The organism is Mycobacterium sp. E136 (genome assembly GCF_001666865.1).
Taxonomy (GTDB): domain Bacteria; phylum Actinomycetota; class Actinomycetes; order Mycobacteriales; family Mycobacteriaceae; genus Mycobacterium.
The window spans coordinates 1-20,065 of the sequence record NZ_LZJE01000016.1 but is presented as its reverse complement, the minus strand read 5'-3'; the positions used below and the strand labels follow the sequence as shown (position 1 = coordinate 20,065).

Genomic DNA, 20,065 nt, shown 5'->3' with positions numbered 1-20,065 from the left:
ATCACCCGGTAGACCGCGCGGCGTTCCTCGATGTCGAACGCGTGCTGGTTCACGCGGCCAGCTTAGGCGTCCGGGGTCGTCCGATCGCGGTGGCGGCGCGGTCGAGTCAGCGCACTCTAATGGAAACGGTTATCGTTATCGCTGTGAAGCCACCCCGGATCGCCCGCATGATCGTCGCCGGTCTGGTGCTTGTGGCGCCGTTCGGCCTCGCGGCATGCGCCGGCGATGACGACCGGTCCCAGGAGACCAGCGGCGATCCATGCCCCGTGCGGCCGGTCGACGTCGTCGTCAGCGTGGACCAGTGGGGCGGCATCGTCTCCCAGCTGGGCGGGGCCTGCGCGGACGTCGACACCGTGCTGGCCGGCTCGTCGGTCGACCCCCACGATTTCGAGCCCGCACCCTCGGATGCCGCCAAGTTCGAGGGTGTCCAACTGGTGGTCCTCAACGGCGGGCACTACGACGAGTGGGCGGCCAAGCTCGCCGCCAGCACGGCGCCGGATGCGCCGGCCGTGACGGCGCTCGGCGCCGAACCCGGAGGCGATGCGAACCCGCACGCCTGGTACGACCCGGCGGCGGTGACCGCGCTCGCCGACGCGGTCACGGCGCGACTGCGTGAACTGGCGCCGGAGGCAGCGGGGTACTTCGACGACCGTCGCGACGTGCTCGCGAGAAATCTCGAGCCGTACCATGACCTCATCAATTCCCTGAAGGCCAAAGCGTCCGGCAAGAGCTACGCGGCGACCGAGACCTCGTTCGACGACATGGGCGCGGCGCTCGGTCTGGCCGACCGCACCCCGCGCGGCTATCAGATCGCGTCGTCCAACGATTCCGAACCCTCCCCCGCCGACCTCGACACGTTCCTTCGACTGCTGGCCGACCGTGGCGTGGACGTCCTGATCTACAACGTGCAAACGGAAGGCGCCGTGCCACAACAGCTTCGGGCGGCAGCCGATCAATCGGGAGTCCCGGTGGTCGAGATCACCGAAACCCTGCCGCCGGATGCCGATTCGTTCGAGAGTTGGCAGGTGAACCAGTTGGTCGCGCTCGGCGAGGCGCTCGGTGTCGGAACCTGACGTGCCACCGGGCGCCGAACAGGCGGCGCTGACCTTCGAAGACGTCAGCGCGGCCCGCGGCGGCCGGTTGATCTGGTCGGAGGCCACGTTCGAAGTGCCCGCCGGCGGCATCGTCGCGGTCATCGGATCCAACGGCGCGGGCAAGACGACGCTGCTGCAGATCGTGCTCGGGCTCGTTGCGCCGGCATCCGGACATGTCCGCGTCTTCGGCGAGCCGGCCGGTGCGCTGAACAAGTCGATCGGTTACGTACCGCAGAACTACGCGTCGGCCACCGGTGAGGCGATTCGCGCGCGCGACGCGGTGATGCTCGGACTCATCGGACACCGGTGGGGCTTTCGCTGGCCGAGCCGCGAGGACAACGAGCGCGTGGACCGAGTGCTCGCCGCCGTCGACGCGACGGCGGTGGCGGACAAGCGGCTGTCACAGCTTTCCGGTGGTCAGCGCCAGCGAGTCGCGCTGGCCGAGGCGCTGGTCTCAAAACCCCGCATGCTGATCCTCGACGAGCCACTGGCCGCGCTCGACCTGCGCAGCCAGCGCGAGATCGTCGCCGTGCTCGACCGGATCAGCACGGAGTTCGGGGTGACGATCCTCGTCGTCGCGCACGACCTCAACCCGCTGCTCGGCGTGCTGACCAGCGCCATCTATCTGCTCGACGGGCACGCGCACTTCGACGCCTTCGACGGCGTCGTCGACGAGGAACTGCTGAGCCACCTCTACGGCGCCCGGGTGGAAGTCGTGCACACACCGCAGGGCGAGCTGTACATGCGGAGGACGTGATGAACACGACGATCGTCGCGCTCGGCTACCAGGAGAACTGGTTTCAGATCATGACGTCGGCGTTCATGCGCAACGCCTTGATCGGGGGCACGATCGTCGCGCTCGCAGCGGGGCTCATCGGCTACTTCGTCGTCGTGCGCAACACGGCATTCGCCGCCCACGCGCTCGCCCACATCGGGCTGCCGGGGGCGACCGGCGCCGTGCTGGTCGGCGTCCCCGTGGGGGTCGGGCTGGGGGTGTTCTGCATCGGCGGGGCCCTGGTGATCGGTGCGCTGGGCCGCCGGGCGGCCGACCGCGAAGTGGCCACGGGAACCGTCCTGGCGATGGCGACCGGTCTCGGGCTGTTCTTCAACTCGATGGCGACCAAGAGTTCGAGCACGATGACCAACGTGCTGTTCGGCAACCTCCTCGCGATCTCCCGCCAGCAGATCACGATGTTCGCGGTGCTGCTCGCGGTGCTGGCGGTCTGCATCGCGGTGATCTATCGGCCGCTGCTGTTCACCTCGGTCAACGCGCAGGTGGCCGACGCGAAGGGAGTGCCGGTGCGCGCCTTGTCGGTGGCGTTCATGGCGCTGCTCGGGCTGGCGGTGACGATGGCGGTGCAGGCGGTCGGAACGCTGCTGCTGTTCGCGCTGGTGGTCACCCCGGCGGCCGCGGCGATCATGCTGACCCCGCGACCGGGTAGCGCGATCGCCTTGTCCACCGGGTTCAGCCTGGCCGCGGTGTGGGCGGGTCTCGGGCTGTCGGCGATGTTCAACGCGCCGCCCAGCTTCGTCATCGTCACGGTCGCGTGCAGCGTCTGGGCCGTGGTGTGGGCCGGGCAGCGAGGCCTGAGACAAACCGCCGATCGGGTGCTGGTCACCTAGGCTTCAGGCGCGGTCGGCTACCCTCACGGAGCATGCCGAGGAGTCCCACGCCGCGACGGCGTGCCACGCTGGCTTCTCTTGCCGCCGAGCTGAAGGTCTCGCGCACCACGATCTCCAATGCCTACAACCGGCCGGACCAGTTGTCGGCGGAACTTCGCGAGCAGGTTCTCGCCACCGCCAAGCGGCTGGGCTACCCCGGGCCGGACCCGGTGGCGCGCTCATTGCGGACCCGCAGGGCCGGCGCGGTCGGGCTGATGATCACCGAACCGCTCAACTACTCGTTCAGCGATCCGGCCGCGCTGGACTTCGTCGCGGGCCTGGCCGAATCGTGTGAAGAGGCCGGGCAGGGGCTGCTGCTCGTGGCGATCGGACCCAAGCGCAGCGTCAGCGACGGCACCGGGGCGATCCTCGCCGCCGGGGTCGACGGTTTCGCGGTCTACTCGGCCTCCGACGACGATCCGTATCTGGCGATCGTCCAGCAGCGGCACCTCCCGATGGTGGTGGTCGACCAGCCCAAGGACGTGCCGGGTGCCTCGCGGGTGTGCATCGACGACCGCGGTGCCATGCGCCGGCTCGCCGAACACGTTGTGCAACTGGGCCATCGGGAGATCGGCGTGCTGACGATGAGGCTGGGGCGCGAGCGGCCGGAGGGTGGGCCCGGGCCGACGGTCGCCGATCCCGAACGGCTGCAGACCCCGCACTTTCACGTACAACGCGAACGCATCGCAGGGGTGCGCGATGCGATGAGCGCGGCCGGGCTCGACCCGGAATCGCTGACCGTGGTGGAGAGCTACGAGCACCTGCCCACCTCGGGCGGGGAGGCCGCCGAGGTCGCCTTGGCCGCCAACCCCCGGCTGACCGCGTTGATGTGCACGGCGGACGTGCTGGCGCTCTCGGCGATGGATTACTTACGGGCACACGGCATTTACGTGCCCGGGCAGATGACGGTCACCGGCTTCGACGGAGTGCCCGAGGCGTTGCGGCGCGGCCTGGCCACCGTCATTCAACCGAGCATCGAGAAGGGACGGCGGGCGGGACGGCTGCTGCACCATCCGCCGCGATCGGGTCTGCCGGTGGTAGAAGTACTCGAAACCGAGGTGGTCCGGGGCCGCACGGCGGGTCCGCCCGCCTAGATCGTCAGCCGCCGGGGTTGCAACGCGCGTCGAAGAGGTACTTCAACGCCGTCGCAACGTCTTCCGGTGTTTCGACCCGGTAGGTCGCCAGTGTCTCTCCGGGGCCGACCTTCACGCCGACGTCGTCGCCGCTGAGCCGCCGGAAGGCCTTCTCATCGGTGACGTCATCGCCGAAAAACACCACGGCCGTGGCGTTTTCCTGTGATCGCAGGATGTCGATCGCCTCACCCTTGTCCGTCTGGATCACCGCGAACTCCAACACTGCCTTGCCCTCGGTGAGCTGCGCGTCCCAATTCGTCGACGCGTCGCGCGCCTCGGTGAGCGCGGCCTCGCCGTCACCGGCTGAGGCGTTGCGCACGTGCAGGGCGACACTGGCCGGTTTGGTCTCGACGGTCACACCCGGCTTGCCGTTCGCGATCTCGTCGAGTTCGGCGGTGATTCGTTGCAGCAGAGCGTCGTCGACCTCATGGGCGAAGCCGGAGTCGAACTCGGCGCCGTGGCTGCCGACCAGGTGCACCGACACCGGCATTCCCGACAACTTGCGAAGCACGTCGAGCGCACGCCCGGAGATCAGTGCGGTGGCGGTGTCCGGGAGATCGGCGAGCGCGACCAGTGCATCGGCAGCCTCGACGAGTGGCCGCGCGTCGGCCGGGTTGCTGACGATCGGCGCCAGCGTGCCATCGAAATCAGAGGTGATCAGCAGCCGTGGCGTCGCGGCGGCCGCGGTGAGCGCGCGCTGCAGATCCGCAGGAAGCACGCCTAGATCTTAGGGTGCTCTCCATCGCCGATGAGCAGCCGCACCGCGAGGTCCAGCCGCTTGCTGACGTCGGTCGCCGAAGCGCGCCGGGTCAGCCACGCCAGCAGGTTCGACAACCACACGTCGGAGATGACGCGCGCGATGTGGTACTGGTCCTCGGTCGGCTCACCGTCACTCATGGCGCGGGCGAACATCGAGTCCATCAGCTTGCCGACGTGATCGACCTCGCCGGCCGCCGACGCGTCGGCGAATACGAACGCGCGCGTCATGGCCTCGGTCAGCAGTGGATTGCGCTGCATCGCCCGGTTGAGCTTGCCCACCATGATGTTCAGCCGCTGATAGGGCGTGCCACCTGACAGCGACGCCCGGTCAGTCTTGGCGTCGATGCGTTCGAACTCGCGTCCCAGTGCGGAAACCAGCAGGTGAACCTTGGACGGGAAGTACCGGTAGAGAGTGCCGACCGCGACGTCGGCCCGTTCGGCGACGGCGCGCATCTGGACCGCTTCGTAGCCGCCCTTGGAGGCGATGGCCAGGGTGGCGTCCAGGATGCGCTTGCGGCGCTCGCGCTGGGCCTCCGATCCGAGCTCAGATTCGGACAGGACCGCCACGTTCATCACCTGACGCGGTCGGGACTCCGACCCAGAGCCCGGGTTGGCAGCTGCTGACTGAGACGGGCCGGACATGCGGCGGGCTTCTCCTTCGTGGCGCGTTCTCGCTGGAAACGATACGCATGCCGATGCACTATTTCTCACCTCGACGCCCGCGTTGGCACCGACGTGTGCTGCTGTAATGGCGGTCGACTTGACGGTCGGTCGCTGGCACTATTAGAACACGTTCTAGTGAGGAGCACCGCCTTCTCACCCAATAGCTAGGAGTGGACGGTGTCACTCGCATCCCCCGGGACCATCGCCGACGACCAGTCAGCCGTACGGGAGCTGGTCCGTGACTGGGCAAGCGCTTCCGGCGTCATCGCCGCGGCCCGCGACGTCGAGCAGGGGCAGAGCGACGCCTGGCGTCGCCCCTACAGCGGGCTTGCCGAACTCGGGATTTTCGGGGTGGCGTTGCCCGAGGAGCACGGCGGCGCGGACGGCACGGTCGGCGACCTGTGCGCGATGGTCGACGAGGCGGCCGCGGCACTGGTGCCGGGTCCGGTCGCCACGACCGCGCTGGCCACGCTGGTGCTCGAGTCGTCCGAGATTCTGCAGGCCCTGGCCTCGGGGGAGCGCGTCGCCGGGGTGGCGCTGACGGCCGACGTCCGGTTCGCCGACGGCCGCGCCTCGGGCACCGCCGAGTACGTGCTCGGTGCCGACGCGGCGGGGGTGCTGCTGCTGCCGGCGGACGAGGGGTTCGTCGTCGTCGATGCCGGCGCGGGCGGTGTCTCCGTCGAACCGCTCAAGGCCACCGACTTCTCGCGGCCGCTGGCGCGCGTGGTGCTCGAGAACGTACCCGCCGAGGCGGTCGGTGTGCCCGCACAGCGGGTGATCGACGTCGCCGCGACCGTCATGGCCGCCGAGGCCGCCGGGGTGGCGCGCTGGGCGTTGCAGACCGCGACCGAATACGCCAAGGTGCGCGAGCAGTTCGGCAAGCCGATCGGCAGCTTCCAGGCCATCAAGCACATGTGTGCCGAGATGCTGCTGCGGTCCGAACAGGCCTCGGTGGCCGCGACCGATGCGGCACGGGCCGTTGCCGAGGGCGACGAGAACCAATTGTCGATCGCCGCCGCGGTGGCCGCCGCCGTCGGGATCGACGCCGCGAAGGCAAACGCCAAGGACTGCATCCAGGTGCTGGGCGGCATCGGGATCACCTGGGAACACGACGCGCATCTGTACCTGCGCCGCGCCTACGGCATCGCGCACTTCCTCGGCGGAGCGCAACGCTGGCTGCGCAGGATCGCCGCGCTGACGCAACAGGGTGTGCGCCGCGACCTGCAGATCGACCTCGAGTCGGTCGCCGATCTGCGCCCCGAAATCGCTTCGGCCGTCGCGGAAATCGCCGCGCTGCCGGTCGAGAAGCAACAGGCCGCGCTGGCCGACGCAGGCCTGCAGGCGCCGCACTGGCCCAAGCCGTACGGCCGCGGGGCGGGACCCGCCGAGCAGCTGCTCATCGACCAGGAGCTGGCGGCGGCCGGCGTTGCACGGCCTGACCTGGTGATCGGATGGTGGGCCGCCCCAACGATTCTCGAGCACGGCACCCAGGAGCAGATCGAGAAGTTCGTGCCCGCCACGCTTCGGGGTGAACTGCTGTGGTGTCAGCTGTTCTCGGAGCCGGGTGCCGGTTCGGATCTGGCGGCGCTGCGCACGAAGGCCGTTCGTGTCGGCGGCGCGTCCGCGAGCGGCGCAAAGGGCTCGGGCTGGAAGTTGACGGGCCAGAAGGTGTGGACCTCGGCGGCGCACAAGGCGGCGTGGGGCGTGTGCCTGGCGCGCACCGATCCGGATGCACCGAAGCACAAGGGAATCACGTACTTCCTGGTCGACATGTCCTCGCCGGGAATCGATATTCGTCCGCTGCGCGAGATCACCGGCGACAACCTTTTCAACGAGGTCTTCTTCGACGAGGTCTTCGTGCCCGACGAGATGGTCGTCGGTGAGGTCAACGACGGATGGCGGTTGGCCCGCACCACGCTGGCCAACGAGCGCGTCGCGATGGCGCACGGCACGGCCCTAGGCAACCCGATGGAGGAGTTGCTCAAGCAGATCGCCACGCTGGACTTCGACGTGGCCGGTCAGGATCGGCTCGGTTCATTGATCGTGGCGGCGCAGGTCGGCTCGCTGCTGGATCAGAAGATCGCCGAACTGGCTGTGGGAGGCCAGGATCCGGGCCCGCAGGCCAGCGCTCGCAAGCTGATCGGAGTGCGCTACCGGCAGGCCCTCGCCGAGTTGCGGATGGAGCTCTCCGAAGGCGGCGGAGTGGTCGAGAACTCGACGGTGTTCGACTTCCTCAATACCCGCTGCCTGACGATCGCGGGCGGCACTGAGCAGATCCTGCTCACCCTTGCCGGCGAGAGGCTTCTCGGTCTGCCTCGCTAGCTGAATGCGGCCTGCGCGCAGGCGTCCGGCGAGGTGATGTTGACCCCGCTGTAGACCACCTGGATGTGCGAGCACACGATCAGTGGCACGTCGGTCCGTGGCCCGCCCGTGCGTTGATCGACGGGCCAGGCGTTGCCGTGGAACCGGAACTTCTCGGGCGGTCCGCCACCGAAGTAAATCGTCGTGAACTCCACGTCGGTCAGCGATTTGAACGACCGGGTGTTCGGCGCATCGAAGGTGAAGTTGATGTACACGCCGCGGTCCATGGTGCGCAGCGTGGTGGTCTGGCGCGCCCACAGGTCGCCGGGGAAGCCCAGAATGTCTGGGCCACGGCGCAGATTGGCGTTGGCGTCGAACAAGCACATGGCCTGGGCCGCGATGCAGTTCGCGCTCACGTGCATCTCGAGGTTGGTGGCGGGGTCGACCGGAATCGACGAGTCCGCGGTGTCGACGGCCGCGACCGCCGGTGTGGGTGCCATGAGCGTCAGCGCCAGCAGCACCGCCGAGATCGCCGCAGCGACGCCGGTCAACCGGTTCGTCACATTGCTCCCTTCCACGTGCGGCGAATGCTAGCCCGCGCGCTATTCGTCGTAGGTGACTTCGACCGAATCCGAACGGGGCAGGGCCTGGCAGCCCAGGATCAGGCCCTCGTCGAGGTCGGACTGTTCGAGGACGTCGTTGACGTCCATCTCGACCTCGCCGCTCTTCTTCAGCACCGCGCACGCGCCGCAGTGACCCTCCCGGCAGGAGAACGGTGCGTCCAGGCCCTTGTCCAGTAGCACGTCGAGCAGTTTGGCGTTGCGGGGCCACCGCACCTCGTGGGTCTCGCCGTCGAGCGTGACGATGGCGGTGGCCGGCCCTTCCTCGCTGTCGTCCTCCTCGATGACCACTGCCGCGAACGGGTCGGAGTCCAGCGATTTGAACACCTCGATGTGCACGCGCTCAGCCGGGAACCCCGCACCCTTGACGGCCTCCTCCGCGGCGGCCATGAACGGGCCGGGGCCACAGATGTAGGCATCGTGCGCCGTGTACGGGGCGGCCAGCGCGGCCAGCGCCGAAGCGCTCGGAAGACCCTGCACGGTCTCCAGCCAGTGCACGACGACCAGCCGTTCGGGGTACTTCTCGCTCAGTTCGCGCAGCGCCGAGCCGAAGATCACCGATTTCTCGTCGCGGTTGGCGTAGACGAGCACCACCTTGCCGCTGCCCTCGGCGAGTGCCGACTTGCAGATCGACATCATCGGTGTGATGCCGGAACCGGCGGCCAGCAGCAGGAAATCGGTGTCGAGCGTCTTGGGCACGAAGGTGCCCGAGGGTGCGAGCACGTGAATCTTCATGCCGGCGTGCGCGTGGTCGCACAACCAGTTCGACGCGTACCCGTCGGCGGTCCGCTTGACGGTTACGGTCAGCCGATCGTCGGTGAACGGGGAACTGCACAGCGAGTAGCAGCGCGCCACCGAACCCGTCCGGTCGCTGGGGACCCGCAGCGTCAGGAACTGCCCGGGTGCGTAGCGCAACCGTTCGGCGGGGATATCGGCGCCGGAGGGCACGCTGAACACCAGCGAGCGCGCGTCATCGGTCTCGGTGATGACATCGGCAAGTTCCAGCTCGAGCACATGGCTGCCGAGCGGCTCGTCGGTCACTTTCGCGTCCACCTCTCACGTCCCGGCACTTCTGCCGACCCGGGCAATAACTAGAACAGGTTACAGAAATGCATGTGTGCAGGTCCAGGTCCTACAGGTATGCCCTACTCGACACGAATCGTAACGTGTTCTAATCTGACGGCTAAGCGATTCGCGCTTCGCGCGAGTGCTCATCGCAGTCCGTCCTATCGGGAGGCACATCAGTGACGTCCATTGAACAGCGTGACGTGCAGTCGGTCCTAGCCGGGATCGACGACCTACGGCCGCTGATCGCCAAACGTGCGCAGGCCACCGAGGATCTGCGTCGCCTACCCGACGACACGGTGAACGAACTCAACGAGGTCGGCTTCTTCAAGCTCCTCCAGCCCGAGCAGTGGGGCGGCCTGCAGTGCGATCCGACGCTCTTCTACGAGGCGGTGCGCCGGCTGGCCAGTGCCTGTGGCTCGACCGGCTGGGTGAGCTCGATCATCGGCGTGCACAACTGGCACCTCGCGCTGTTCGACCAGAAGGCGCAGGAAGAGGTGTGGGGCGACGACCCGGCCGTGCGGATCTCCTCGTCGTACGCGCCGATGGGTGCGGGCACCGTCGTCGACGGCGGCTACATCGTCAACGGCTCGTGGAACTGGTCGTCCGGATGCGACCACGCCACTTGGACTTTCGTCGGTGGTCCGGTGATCAAGGACGGCAAGCCGGTCGACTTCGGCAGCTTCCTGATCCCGCGGTCCGAGTACGAGATCGACGACGTGTGGCACGTGGTCGGCCTCAAGGGCACCGGTAGCAACACGCTCAAGGTCAAGGACGTGTTCGTGCCGCGGCACCGCTTCCTGTCCTACAAGGCGATGAACGACCGCACGGCGGGCGGATTGCAGACCAACACCGCCCCGGTCTACAAGATGCCCTGGGGCACAGTGCATCCCACCACCATCTCCGCTCCGATCGTCGGTATGGCGTACGGCGCCTACGATGCCCACGTCGAGCACCAGGGCAAGCGCGTGCGGGCGGCATTCGCGGGGGAGAAAGCCAAGGACGATCCGTTCGCCAAGATCCGGATCGCCGAGGCCGCCAGCGACATCGACGCGGCGTGGCGCCAGCTGATCGGCAACGTCGGCGACGAGTACGCCCTGCTGAAGGCGGGCCAGGACATCCCATTCGAACTGCGCGCCCGCGCCCGCCGCGACCAGGTGCGCGCGACCGGCCGCGCGATCGCATCGATCGACCGCCTGTTCGAGGCGTCCGGTGCTACCGCGCTGAGCAATGACGCACCGGTGCAACGGTTCTGGCGCGACGCCCACGCCGGGCGTGTGCACGCGGCCAACGATCCCGAACGGGCCTACCTGATCTTCGGCAACAACGAGTTCGGACTGCCGCCTCAAGACACGATGGTTTAACGGGAAGGCCTGATGACCTCATACATCCAGGAGACCGAGCAGCAGGTCGAGGTCACCTTCGAATCGACGTCTCGGTACGCGCAGGTGCGCGCTGGTGAACGAGACATGCGGCTGCACTACCACGAAGCCGGAATCGGCCACTCCGAGACGGTGGTGCTGTTGCACGGCGGTGGTCCGGGCGCATCGAGTTGGTCGAACTTCTCGAAGAACATCGCGGTGCTCGCCCGCCACTTCCACGTCATCGCCGTGGACCAGCCCGGGTACGGGCACTCCGACAAGCACACCGAACACGAGCAGTACAACCGCTACAGCGCGACGGCGCTGCTCGCACTGTTCGACCACCTCGGCATCGAACGCGCCGCGCTCGTGGGTAACTCACTCGGCGGCGGGACCGCGGTGCGGTTCGCGCTCGACAACCCCAAGCGGGCGGGCCGGCTGGTGCTGATGGGGCCCGGCGGGCTGTCGGTGAACCTGTTCGCACCCGACCCCACCGAGGGCGTCAAGCTGCTGAGCAAGTTCACCGGGGAGCCGACGCGCGAGAACCTGGAGAAGTTCCTGCGCATCATGGTCTTCGACCAGAACCTGATCACGCCGGAGCTGATCGACGAGCGCTTCGCGATCGCCAGCCAGCCCGAGTCGCTGGCGGCGGCCAAGGCGATGGGAAAGTCGTTCGCGGGTGCGGACTTCGAGCTCGGCATGATGTGGCGCGAGGTGTACAAGCTGCGTCAGCCGGTGCTGCTGATCTGGGGTCGCGAGGACCGCGTGAACCCACTCGACGGCGCGCTGGTGGCGCTCAAGCAGATCCCGCGGGTGCAGCTGCACGTCTTCGGACAGTGCGGGCACTGGGCTCAGCTGGAGAAGTTCGACGAGTTCAACAAGCTCACTGTTGACTTCTTGTCAAACCTTCCTCGGAAAGGTGCGCGATGACCATCAAATCGCTTGGCTACCTTCGGATCGAGGCCACGGACGTATCGGCGTGGCGCGAATACGGCCTCAAGGTTCTCGGGATGGTCGAGGGCTCCGGCCAGACGGAGGGCGCGCTCTACCTGCGAATGGACGAGTTCCCCGCCCGCCTGGTGATCCTGCCCGGCGAGCACGACCGGCTGCTGCAGTCCGGCTGGGAGACCGCCAATGCCGCGGAGCTGCAAGACATCCGGAACCGGCTCGACATCGAAGGGGTTCCGTACAAGGAGGCCTCGGCCGCCGAGCTCGCCGACCGCCGCGTTGACGAGATGATCCGCTTCGACGATCCCTCGGGCAACACGCTCGAGGTGTTCCACGGCGTCGCGCTCGAACACCGTCGCGTGGTCAGCCCGTACGGCCACAAGTTCGTCACCGAGCAGCAGGGCCTCGGGCACGTGGTGCTGACCACCCGCGACGACGCTGAATCGCTGCACTTCTACCGTGACGTGCTCGGGTTCTATCTGCGCGATTCGATGCGTCTGCCACCGCAACTCGTCGGCAGGCCTGCCGACGGCGCTCCCGCATGGCTGCGCTTCTTCGGGGTCAACCCCCGCCACCACAGCCTCGCCTTCATGCCGGGCGAGACGCCCAGCGGCATCGTGCACCTGATGGTCGAGGTGGAGAACTCCGACGACGTCGGGCTGTGCCTGGACCGCGCGCTGCGCCGCAAGGTGCCGATGTCGGCGACGCTGGGCCGCCACGTCAACGACAAAATGCTGTCGTTCTACATGAAGACACCCGGCGGCTTCGACGTCGAATTCGGTTGCGAGGGCCTGCAGGTCGACAACGACGATTGGGTCGCGCGGGAGAGCACCGCTGTCAGCCTGTGGGGCCACGACTTCAGCGTCGGCTTCAAGTGACGGTGAAGATCACTCGATAATGGCGGCCGAACCGATCGATCCGCGCACCTTCCGCAGTGTGCTCGGACAGTTCTGCACCGGCATCACGGTGATCACGACGATGCACGACGACGCGCCCATCGGATTCGCATGCCAATCGTTCGCCGCGCTGTCGCTGGATCCGCCGCTGGTGTTGTTCTGCCCGACGAAGGTGTCACGCTCGTGGCAGGCGATCGAGGCCAGCGGGCACTTCTGTGTGAACGTGCTGCACGAGAAACAGAAGGATGTCTCGGCGCGGTTCGGATCGAAGGAACCCGACAAGTTCGCCGGAATCGAGTGGTATCAATCGAAACTCGGCTCGCCGGTGATCGAAGGCACGCTCGCCCACATCGACTGTTCGGTGCACTCGGTGCACGACGGAGGCGACCACTACGTCGTGTTCGGGGCGGTGCATTCGCTGTCGGACGTGCCGCACAAGAAGCCGCGACCGCTGTTGTTCTATCGCGGGCAGTACACGGGCATCGAGCCGGACAAGAACACGCCCGCGCACTGGCGTGACGACCTCGAGGCGTTCCTCACCGCGACCACCGACGACACCTGGCTCTAAGCCCTTTTCGTTGTGCCGGCGGCCTGTTATGACAGCTCGTCGATGAACTTCACGATCGCGGCCGCGACCTCTTGGTGCACGGTCTCGTTGAGGATGTCGTGACGAGCGCCCTCGAACTCGGCGAAACGCAGCGCGTCGATCTGCTCGGCGTACGCCCGCACAGCACCGGCCGGGGCGATGGGGTCGACCGAACCGTGCACAGCCAGGGTCGGCACCGTCAGCTTCGGCAGCGCTGCGCCGAACCGGTCCCAGGCCCGGTCGAGTTCGCGTGTCAGCGCAGCGCCATCGGCGTCGATGAACGCCAACGGATCGTTCTCCAACTGGTCGAGATAGAACGGATCGCCCGACAGCCAACCAGGGTCGAGATCGAGTGAGGTGTCGTTGTCGAGCATCGCCGGGATCGGCACCAACGGGGCGCCGGAGATGACCCCACCCGCATAGCGCTCGTGTTGGTCGAGCAGCCGGAACAGCGTCACGATCGAACCGAACGAATGCCCCTGCGCGATCACCGGCAGTCCGGGCGTCGCGCTTTCGGCGAGCGAGACCACGGCGTCGGCCAGCTCGGAGCTGTCCTCGATCGATCCGAAGTCCCCGCGGGTGCCCGGGCTGAGGCCGTGGCCGAATTGGTCGACCGCCCACAGGTCGATGCCCGCGGCGTTGAGCGCGAAACCGTAGCGGTGGTACAGGCCGGTGTGCTCGCCGAAGCCGTGCAGGAAGATCACCGTCGCACGCGGTTGTTCGGACGCCCAGTGGCGGTAGTAGGCCCGGCCCTTCGGGTGATCGATGAACGGCATGCTGTCGACGTTATCGCTTGCCCAACAACACGTCGTGCTGGTCGCGCATCCGATCTCGGATCGCCTCGACGACGGCGGCCACCTCGGGGCGCCGCAACGTTTCGCCGCGGGTGACCAGCCAGTACGTCAGCCGAACCGAAACGTCGGCGGGCAGAACTCGGACGAGATCGCCATGGCGGTCGGCCATGAAGCACGGCAGCAGCCCGAGGCCCGCGGCCGCGCGGGTGGCCTCGACATGGACGAAAACGTTTGTCGACGTGACGGATTCACGCATGGCGGGCGCGAAGCTGGTCGCCGCATCGAGATCGTCGACCTGCAGCATCGAGTCGATGAAGTAGACCAGCGGATAACGGTCCAGGTCGGCGACGGTGTCCGGCGTACCGTGCTCGGCGAGGTAGTCGCGCGACCCGTAGAGGCCGAGGCAGTAGTCGCCGAGCCGGATCGCCCTGGCCCGGTGCACCTTGGGTTCGCCGACAACGACCTCGACGTCCAGCCCGGACCTCTGCTGAGTGGCCCGGCGGGTGGCGGCGACGATTTCAACGGCCACCTTCGGATGCCGTCGTTGCACGTGTGCGGCGGCGGGCGCCGCGATGTAGGCGGAGAAGCCGTCGGTGGCCGAGATCCGGACAACGCCCTCGAGTGCCCGGTCGCCGGCGGTGTCGACGGCCAGCGAGCGCACGGCCGACTCGATGACCTCTGCGGCGGCCAAGGCGTCGCGGCCGAGGTCGGTGAGCTCCCATCCGCCGGCACCGCGAGCCAACACCCGACCCCCCACCGACTCCTCGAGTGCGGCGATACGGCGGGAGATGGTGGTGTGGTTCAGCCCGAGCTCCTCCGCCGCGGCGTTGTACCGGCCGGAACGGCCGACGGCCAGCAGCACGAGGAGGTCGTCGGCGCTGGGTCGCCGACGACCGGGCGGCTGAGGCACTGGAGACAGCACAACTGCATTTTTGCAGATACCTCCTGCAGCTTTCGTCATTGCTCGGTGCTGTATCTGCGTGAATACTCACAGGCGTCTTGTCTGCCGTCACAGCCCGAAGGAGTGTGCGATGGGTGTCACAGATGCCGATAACGCCGGCGCATCGGTCCCCACCGGCCTCAAACGCGTCGTCGTCGCCTCGATGGCAGGCACCGTCGTCGAGTGGTACGAGTTCTTCCTCTATGCCACCGCCGCAACATTGGTTTTCAACAAGGTGTTCTTCGCCGAAGGCACCAGCGAGGCCAGCGGGCTGATCGCGGCGCTGCTGACCTATGCCGTCGGGTTCGTGGCCCGCCCACTCGGCGGCGTCGTCTTCGGTCACTTCGGTGACAAGTACGGCCGCAAGAAGCTGCTGCAATTCGCGATCCTGCTCGTGGGTGCCGTCACCTTCCTCATGGGCTGCCTGCCGACCTACGGGCAGATCGGCGTGTGGGCGCCGATCCTGCTGGTGGTACTTCGGTTCATGCAGGGCTTCGCGGTGGGCGGCGAATGGGGCGGAGCGGTCCTGCTCGTCGCCGAGCACAGCCCCGCCGACAAACGGGGGTTCTGGGCCAGCTGGCCGCAGGCGGCGGTGCCGGTCGGCAACATGCTCGCGACCGTCGTGCTGCTGGTGTTGACCGGCGTGCTGCCCGAGGCCGCGTTCCTGTCCTGGGGGTGGCGGGTCGCGTTCTGGCTGTCGGCTGTGGTCGTGCTGATCGGCTACTACATCCGCACCAAGGTCACCGACGCCCCGATCTTTGTCGCGGCGCAGGAGGAGGTCGAGCGGGTCAAGGCCGTCTCGTACGGTGTGGTCGAGGTGCTGAAGCGTTATCCCCATGGTGTTTTCACCGCGATGGGTCTGCGGTTCGCCGAGAACATCATGTACTACCTGGTGGTCACGTTCTCGATCGTCTACCTCAAGACGCACGTCGGGGCCGACACCAGCGACATCCTGTGGTGGCTGCTGGTCGCGCACGCCGTGCACTTCATCGTGATCCCGCAGGTCGGTCGACTGTCTGACCGGTTCGGTCGGCGACCGGTGTACATCGTCGGCGCGATCGCCGGGGGGACGTGGGGCTTCTTCGCGTTCCCGATGATGAACAGCGGCTCCTACGGGTTGATCATGGCCGCGATCATCCTCGGTCTGGTCATCCACGCGCTGATGTACTCGCCGCAGCCGGCGATCATGGCCGAGATGTTCCCCACCCGCATGCGGTATTCCGGTGTGTCCCTTGGCTATCAGGTGACATCGATCATCGCCGGATCGCTGGCACCCGCGATCGCCACCTGGCTTCTCGACAAGTTCGGCTCGGCGATTCCGATCGCCCTGTACCTCGCGGGCGCCTCGCTGATCACCTTGGTCGCCGCATTGTTCACCCGGGAGACCAAGGGCCTCGATCTCGCGACGCTCGATGCGGCCGACCGTGAGCAACTCGCCAAGGCCGGGGTCGTATGAGCGATCTCGACGGACGCACCGCCTTGGTGACGGGGGGTGCGAGCGGGATCGGCGCGGCCTGCGCACGGGCGCTGGCGCAGGGCGGGGCGACGGTCACGGTGGCAGATCTCGACGAGGACGGCGCCGAGAGGGTAGCGGCTGAGATCGGTGGAAAGCCCTGGGCGGTGGACCTTTCCGACGTATCCGCGCTCGAGGACCTCGAGCTAGAGACGGACATCCTGGTCAACAACGCCGGAGTCCAACACGTCAGTCCGATCGCCGAGTTTCCGCCCGAGCGATTCCGCTTCATCCTGGCGCTGATGCTCGAGGCGCCGTTTCTGCTGATCCGCGCGGCGTTGCCGCACATGTACGACCAGGAGTTCGGCCGCATCATCAACATCTCCTCGGTGCACGGACTTCGCGCCTCGGAGTTCAAGAGCGGCTACGTCACCGCGAAACACGGACTCGAGGGTTTGTCGAAGGTGACTGCACTGGAAGGCGGGCCGCACGGCGTCACAAGCAACTGCGTCGATCCCGGCTACGTGCGCACCCCGCTGGTGACCAAACAGATCGTCGATCAGGCCCGCACCCACGGCATCGGCGAGGATAAGGTGATTTCGGATATTTTGTTGAAGGAGAGCGTGATCAAGCGACTTGTCGAACCCGAAGAAGTTGCCTCGCTGGTCGCCTGGCTCGCCTCATCGGCCGCGGCGATGGTGACCGGAGCGTCGTACACGATGGACGGCGGTTGGAGCGCCCGATGACCGCCACCCCACAATGGACACCGACGGAGGCCGACGTCGCAGGGGCGAGGGTCACCGATTTCGCGCGGTTCGTGCGGCAGCGCACCGGCCAGAACCTTCCCGATTACCAATCGCTGTGGCAGTGGTCCACCGATGACCTGGACGGGTTCTGGGCCGCGCTGTGGGACTACTTCGAACTCGGCGAGCGACCGGAGAAGGTGCTCGCGTCCGCGGATATGCCGGGGGCGCAGTGGTTTCCGGGAGTCGAGCTCAACTACGTCGACCAGGTGATCCGCAATGCACGCTCGGATCGGCCCGCGATCCTCTACCTCCGCGAGGGCGGTGATGTCGTCGAGGTGTCGTGGGCGGAGTTGTTGGGGCGTACCGCGGCGTTCGCTCATACACTGCGCGATCTCGGGGTGAAAGCCGGCGACCGCGTGGTCGGTTACCTGCCGAACATTCCCGAGGCTGTCATCGCCTTTCTGGCGACCGCAAGCATCGGCGCCACCTGGAGTGCGTGCGGCCAAGACTATTCGGCCAAGGCCGCGCTGGATCGCCTCGGCCAGCTCGAACCGACCGTGCTGGTGACCACCGAGGGCTATACCTACGGAGGTAAGTTCCACGACAAGAGCGCGGAAATCACCGAACTGCAGAAAGGGTTGCCGACGCTTCGCGCGACGGTGATGACGCCCGACCTCGCGGACGCGAGCAGCGCGGATCTCACCACCACACCGGTCGACTTCGCCCACCCTCTGTGGATCCTGTTCTCGTCGGGCACCACGGGACTGCCCAAGGGCATCATGCACGGGCACGGCGGCGTCCTACTCGAACACCTCAAAGCGGTTGGCCTGCAGTCGGATATCGGCCGCGACGATATCTTCTTCTGGTACACGAGCCCCAGCTGGATGATGTGGAACTTCCAGGTGGCCGGGCTGTTGGTCGGATCAACGATCGTCTGCTACGACGGCAGCCCCAACGCGCCGCGTCCCGATGCGCTCTGGGATATCGCTGCGCGTATCAAGGCCACGGTGCTCGGGACCAGCCCCGGCTATGTGCTGGGTTGCGCAAAGGCTGGGGCGGTGCCCCGCAAGGAGCACGACCTGTCGGCGTTGCGCACGGTCGGTATCACCGGATCGTCGCTTCCGCCGTCGTCGTCATTGTGGTTGCGCGACAACGTCGGTGAGCACGTTCAGGTTTCCTCGATCAGCGGCGGCACCGACGTGGTGTCGGCCTTCATCGGCGGGGTGCGCACCGTTCCGGTGTGGCCCGGCGAGTTGTCGGCACCCTACCTCGGATGTGCCCTGGACTCCTGGGACGAATCGGGTAAGCCGGTCCGCAATGAGGTCGGCGAACTGGTGGTGACAAAGCCGATGCCGTCCATGCCCGTCGGGTTCTGGAACGACGCGGACGGATCACGGTACCGCGCAGCCTACTTCGAGATGTTTCCCGGTGTGTGGCGGCACGGCGACTGGATCACGATCACCGATCACGGCAGCGTCATCGTGCACGGTCGGTCGGACTCGACCCTGAACCGGCATGGCATCCGAATGGGCAGCGCCGACATCTACCAGGCGGTCGAACGGTTGCCCGAGGTGGCCGAGGCGCTGATCATCGGTGTCGACCAGCCCGACGGTGGCTATTGGATGCCGCTGTTCGTGGTGCTCGCCGGCGATGCCGAACTGACCGACGAGGTGCGCGACCGCATCAAGAACACCATTCGCGAGGAGGTGTCGCCGCGGCATGTGCCCGACGAAATCATCTCCGCGCCAGGCGTTCCGCACACTCGCACGGGCAAGAAGCTCGAAGTGCCGATCAAAAAGCTGTTCCAGGGGGCCGATGCCGCCAAGGTGGTCGAGCGCAGCGCTGTCGACGACCCGGACCTGTTGGACTGGTACGTCACGCAGCGTCGAACGTGATCAGGTCGACGCTGAGTCGGCCCTCGATCATGCTGACGGCTCGCACCGGCGGTCCGGGTAGCGGGGGTGCGGTGGATCGGTAGGTGGCCCCGGTGGGCGTCGTGAATTCGGCGCTGTGGACGCCGTCGCGTTCACTGGTCGTCACCGACCAACCCGACGCTTCCTTGGCGTAGTTGCAGGCCTCGCATTCCCCGAGGCCGTTCACCGCGCTCGTCGGTCCGGCCCGGTGCCGCGGCACCGCGTGGTCGCGGTGGCGAATCGGCGCGTTGCAGTAGGGGGTTCGGCACGTCTGGTCGCGGACACCGATGAACGCCGCCAACCCCTTCGGGAACAGGCGGGCTTGTGAATCCATCGCAACGAGTTGACCACTGCGCGGATGCCGATACAGGCGCCGCAACATCGCCCTGGCGGCTCCGTCGGCGACAGCATCAGCGGTCAGCGATCTCGCGATCGAACTCGGTACGGGGCCATAGCCGTCCAGCCAGGCGGGTGAATCGTCGTCAGCCGTCAGCGTCGTATCTGCCATCACCAGGTTCAGCGTCACGGACGCGGGTCGCTCGGCCGGACGTCCGGTCACGCGCTCCACCATGGTGTCCGCCATGACCTGACCGCGCGACCGATCGTCGAATGTGGTGTCGGCTGCGCGTTTCAACGCGGCATAGACGCTCACCCCTTGTGCGACGGGCAGCAGAGCGGTGACCCAGGTCATCGTGTCGGGCGCCGGACGGATGGTGACGCACCGGTCCGAGGCGGCCTTCGCGCTGCGGTCCACGACCGCTTCGACGTCGAGTGCACACGCGATCTTCTTGGCTTCCGCCGCGATCCGCTTGTCACCCCACCCTTCGAGCCGCGCGGTGTCTCGGCACATCTCGGCGTCCAGTCGGCGGCGATGTTCGACACTCAAACACGCCGACTCACGCACGATGAGGGTGGCGCGCCACTCCGAAAGCACTCCGGACTCCAAGGCCGCCAGGGTGTAGGGCATCTCATCGACCAGGGCCGTGGCCTGGCAAGCGAGGTCGCGTTGGCACGTCGTGACGCGCCGGTGCAGGGCGGCCGTCATCTCGGTTTCGCCACGGCCCTGGTCGATGAGATGCCCTACACCCTGGCGGCCTTGGAGTCCGGAGTGCTTTCGGAGTGGCGCGCCAC

19 protein-coding genes are annotated in these 20,065 nt (G+C 67.2%); 12 read left to right on the top strand and 7 right to left on the bottom strand.

Going from position 1 to position 20,065, the window contains the following annotated elements; all coding sequences use genetic code 11:
- The first annotated feature begins 167 nt into the window (after nucleotides 1-167).
- From A5698_RS01215 to A5698_RS01200, 4 genes are read left to right on the top strand one after another with little or no spacing between them, the layout of a single operon-like run.
- Nucleotides 168-1,073 (top strand): metal ABC transporter solute-binding protein, Zn/Mn family, encoded by a 906-nt coding sequence (locus A5698_RS01215; protein ID WP_068292282.1) that lies wholly within the window; start codon nucleotides 168-170, stop codon nucleotides 1,071-1,073.
- The gene (locus A5698_RS01210; RefSeq protein WP_231967253.1) at nucleotides 1,060-1,851 is read left to right on the top strand and encodes a metal ABC transporter ATP-binding protein; all 792 of its coding nucleotides are present in this window, start codon (nucleotides 1,060-1,062) and stop codon (nucleotides 1,849-1,851) included. The genes A5698_RS01215 and A5698_RS01210 overlap by 14 nt, the downstream gene beginning before the upstream one ends.
- Nucleotides 1,851-2,717, top strand: a complete 867-nt coding sequence (locus A5698_RS01205) for a metal ABC transporter permease (protein ID WP_068292276.1) — start codon at nucleotides 1,851-1,853, stop codon at nucleotides 2,715-2,717. Before A5698_RS01210 ends, A5698_RS01205 begins: the two co-directional genes overlap by 1 nt.
- 32 nt (nucleotides 2,718-2,749) lie before the next feature.
- Nucleotides 2,750-3,850, top strand: a complete 1,101-nt coding sequence (locus tag A5698_RS01200; protein WP_068292274.1) for an Rv3575c family transcriptional regulator — start codon at nucleotides 2,750-2,752, stop codon at nucleotides 3,848-3,850.
- 4 nt (nucleotides 3,851-3,854) lie between these two features.
- Here the strand turns inward: A5698_RS01200 and otsB are convergent, their stop codons facing one another.
- Both otsB and kstR read right to left on the bottom strand, forming a co-directional pair.
- Complete coding sequence (otsB, locus tag A5698_RS01195) at nucleotides 3,855-4,607, bottom strand: trehalose-phosphatase (protein WP_068292271.1); 753 nt, start codon at nucleotides 4,605-4,607, stop codon at nucleotides 3,855-3,857.
- A 2-nt stretch (nucleotides 4,608-4,609) separates the two neighbouring features.
- Complete coding sequence (kstR, locus tag A5698_RS01190; protein WP_197415570.1) at nucleotides 4,610-5,215, bottom strand: cholesterol catabolism transcriptional regulator KstR; 606 nt, start codon at nucleotides 5,213-5,215, stop codon at nucleotides 4,610-4,612.
- Nucleotides 5,216-5,488: 273 nt separating this feature from the next.
- Between kstR and A5698_RS01185 the strand changes: the two genes are divergently transcribed.
- Nucleotides 5,489-7,633 carry an acyl-CoA dehydrogenase family protein gene (locus tag A5698_RS01185; RefSeq protein WP_068292267.1) on the top strand — a complete coding sequence of 715 codons (2,145 nt, stop codon included), beginning with the start codon at nucleotides 5,489-5,491 and terminating at the stop codon, nucleotides 7,631-7,633.
- Here A5698_RS01185 and A5698_RS01180 read toward each other — a convergent pair.
- Both A5698_RS01180 and A5698_RS01175 read right to left on the bottom strand, forming a co-directional pair.
- Nucleotides 7,630-8,175 (bottom strand): hypothetical protein, encoded by a 546-nt coding sequence (locus A5698_RS01180; protein WP_197506589.1) that lies wholly within the window; start codon nucleotides 8,173-8,175, stop codon nucleotides 7,630-7,632. The genes A5698_RS01185 and A5698_RS01180 overlap by 4 nt on opposite strands.
- A gap of 39 nt (nucleotides 8,176-8,214) precedes the next feature.
- Complete coding sequence (locus A5698_RS01175; RefSeq protein WP_067084501.1) at nucleotides 8,215-9,273, bottom strand: ferredoxin--NADP reductase; 1,059 nt, start codon at nucleotides 9,271-9,273, stop codon at nucleotides 8,215-8,217.
- A 203-nt stretch (nucleotides 9,274-9,476) separates the two neighbouring features.
- Between A5698_RS01175 and hsaA the strand changes: the two genes are divergently transcribed.
- Genes hsaA through hsaB form a run of 4 tightly spaced genes read left to right on the top strand, consistent with a single transcriptional unit; the run spans nucleotide 9,477 to nucleotide 13,070 of the window.
- A complete protein-coding gene (gene hsaA / locus A5698_RS01170) occupies nucleotides 9,477-10,661 on the top strand; it encodes a 3-hydroxy-9,10-secoandrosta-1,3,5(10)-triene-9,17-dione monooxygenase oxygenase subunit (RefSeq protein ID WP_067084470.1) in 1,185 nt (394 codons plus the stop codon).
- Nucleotides 10,662-10,673: 12 nt separating this feature from the next.
- Nucleotides 10,674-11,588, top strand: a complete 915-nt coding sequence (gene hsaD / locus A5698_RS01165; RefSeq protein ID WP_068292264.1) for a 4,5:9,10-diseco-3-hydroxy-5,9,17-trioxoandrosta-1(10),2-diene-4-oate hydrolase — start codon at nucleotides 10,674-10,676, stop codon at nucleotides 11,586-11,588.
- Complete coding sequence (gene hsaC / locus A5698_RS01160; RefSeq protein ID WP_068292261.1) at nucleotides 11,585-12,484, top strand: iron-dependent extradiol dioxygenase HsaC; 900 nt, start codon at nucleotides 11,585-11,587, stop codon at nucleotides 12,482-12,484. Before hsaD ends, hsaC begins: the two co-directional genes overlap by 4 nt.
- 19 nt (nucleotides 12,485-12,503) lie before the next feature.
- On the top strand, nucleotides 12,504-13,070 hold the full coding sequence (gene hsaB, locus A5698_RS01155) for a 3-hydroxy-9,10-secoandrosta-1,3,5(10)-triene-9,17-dione monooxygenase reductase subunit (protein WP_067084466.1): 567 nt from the start codon (nucleotides 12,504-12,506) through the stop codon (nucleotides 13,068-13,070).
- 26 nt (nucleotides 13,071-13,096) lie between these two features.
- Here hsaB and A5698_RS01150 read toward each other — a convergent pair whose 3' ends face one another.
- Nucleotides 13,097-13,864: an alpha/beta fold hydrolase gene (locus A5698_RS01150; protein ID WP_068292258.1), complete on the bottom strand. Its 768-nt coding sequence runs from the start codon at nucleotides 13,862-13,864 to the stop codon at nucleotides 13,097-13,099.
- Between the two features lie 10 nt (nucleotides 13,865-13,874).
- A complete protein-coding gene (locus A5698_RS01145) occupies nucleotides 13,875-14,843 on the bottom strand; it encodes a LysR family transcriptional regulator (protein ID WP_068292255.1) in 969 nt (322 codons plus the stop codon).
- A 70-nt stretch (nucleotides 14,844-14,913) separates the two neighbouring features.
- Here A5698_RS01145 and A5698_RS01140 point away from each other — a divergent pair, with 70 nt between their 5' ends.
- Genes A5698_RS01140 through A5698_RS01130 form a run of 3 tightly spaced genes read left to right on the top strand, consistent with a single transcriptional unit; the run spans nucleotide 14,914 to nucleotide 18,916 of the window.
- Nucleotides 14,914-16,278 carry an MFS transporter gene (locus tag A5698_RS01140; RefSeq protein WP_068292253.1) on the top strand — a complete coding sequence of 455 codons (1,365 nt, stop codon included), beginning with the start codon at nucleotides 14,914-14,916 and terminating at the stop codon, nucleotides 16,276-16,278.
- A complete protein-coding gene (locus A5698_RS01135) occupies nucleotides 16,275-17,021 on the top strand; it encodes a 3-hydroxybutyrate dehydrogenase (protein ID WP_068292247.1) in 747 nt (248 codons plus the stop codon). Before A5698_RS01140 ends, A5698_RS01135 begins: the two co-directional genes overlap by 4 nt.
- Nucleotides 17,018-18,916, top strand: a complete 1,899-nt coding sequence (locus A5698_RS01130) for an acetoacetate--CoA ligase (protein WP_068292244.1) — start codon at nucleotides 17,018-17,020, stop codon at nucleotides 18,914-18,916. Before A5698_RS01135 ends, A5698_RS01130 begins: the two co-directional genes overlap by 4 nt.
- On the opposite strand, the gene A5698_RS01125 is transcribed toward A5698_RS01130, so the two are convergent.
- Nucleotides 18,897-20,065 (bottom strand): 13E12 repeat family protein (locus A5698_RS01125; protein WP_156670567.1); only part of this gene is annotated, 1,169 nt, incomplete at its 5' end. The genes A5698_RS01130 and A5698_RS01125 overlap by 20 nt on opposite strands.

Excerpts from the sequence above, each read along its gene's own strand:
- A5698_RS01215 (WP_068292282.1), top strand. The coding sequence starts at position 168 with ATGATCGTCGCCGGTCTGGTGCTTGTGGCGCCGTTCGGCCTCGCGGCA.
- A5698_RS01205 (WP_068292276.1), top strand. The coding sequence starts at position 1,851 with ATGAACACGACGATCGTCGCGCTCGGCTACCAGGAGAACTGGTTTCAG.
- A5698_RS01200 (WP_068292274.1), top strand. The coding sequence starts at position 2,750 with ATGCCGAGGAGTCCCACGCCGCGACGGCGTGCCACGCTGGCTTCTCTT.
- hsaD (WP_068292264.1), top strand. The coding sequence starts at position 10,674 with ATGACCTCATACATCCAGGAGACCGAGCAGCAGGTCGAGGTCACCTTC.
- hsaC (WP_068292261.1), top strand. The coding sequence starts at position 11,585 with ATGACCATCAAATCGCTTGGCTACCTTCGGATCGAGGCCACGGACGTA.
- hsaB (WP_067084466.1), top strand. The coding sequence starts at position 12,504 with ATGGCGGCCGAACCGATCGATCCGCGCACCTTCCGCAGTGTGCTCGGA.
- A5698_RS01150 (WP_068292258.1), bottom strand. The coding sequence starts at position 13,864 with ATGCCGTTCATCGATCACCCGAAGGGCCGGGCCTACTACCGCCACTGG.
- A5698_RS01145 (WP_068292255.1), bottom strand. The coding sequence starts at position 14,843 with ATGACGAAAGCTGCAGGAGGTATCTGCAAAAATGCAGTTGTGCTGTCT.
- A5698_RS01140 (WP_068292253.1), top strand. The coding sequence starts at position 14,914 with ATGGGTGTCACAGATGCCGATAACGCCGGCGCATCGGTCCCCACCGGC.
- A5698_RS01135 (WP_068292247.1), top strand. The coding sequence starts at position 16,275 with ATGAGCGATCTCGACGGACGCACCGCCTTGGTGACGGGGGGTGCGAGC.
- A5698_RS01130 (WP_068292244.1), top strand. The coding sequence starts at position 17,018 with ATGACCGCCACCCCACAATGGACACCGACGGAGGCCGACGTCGCAGGG.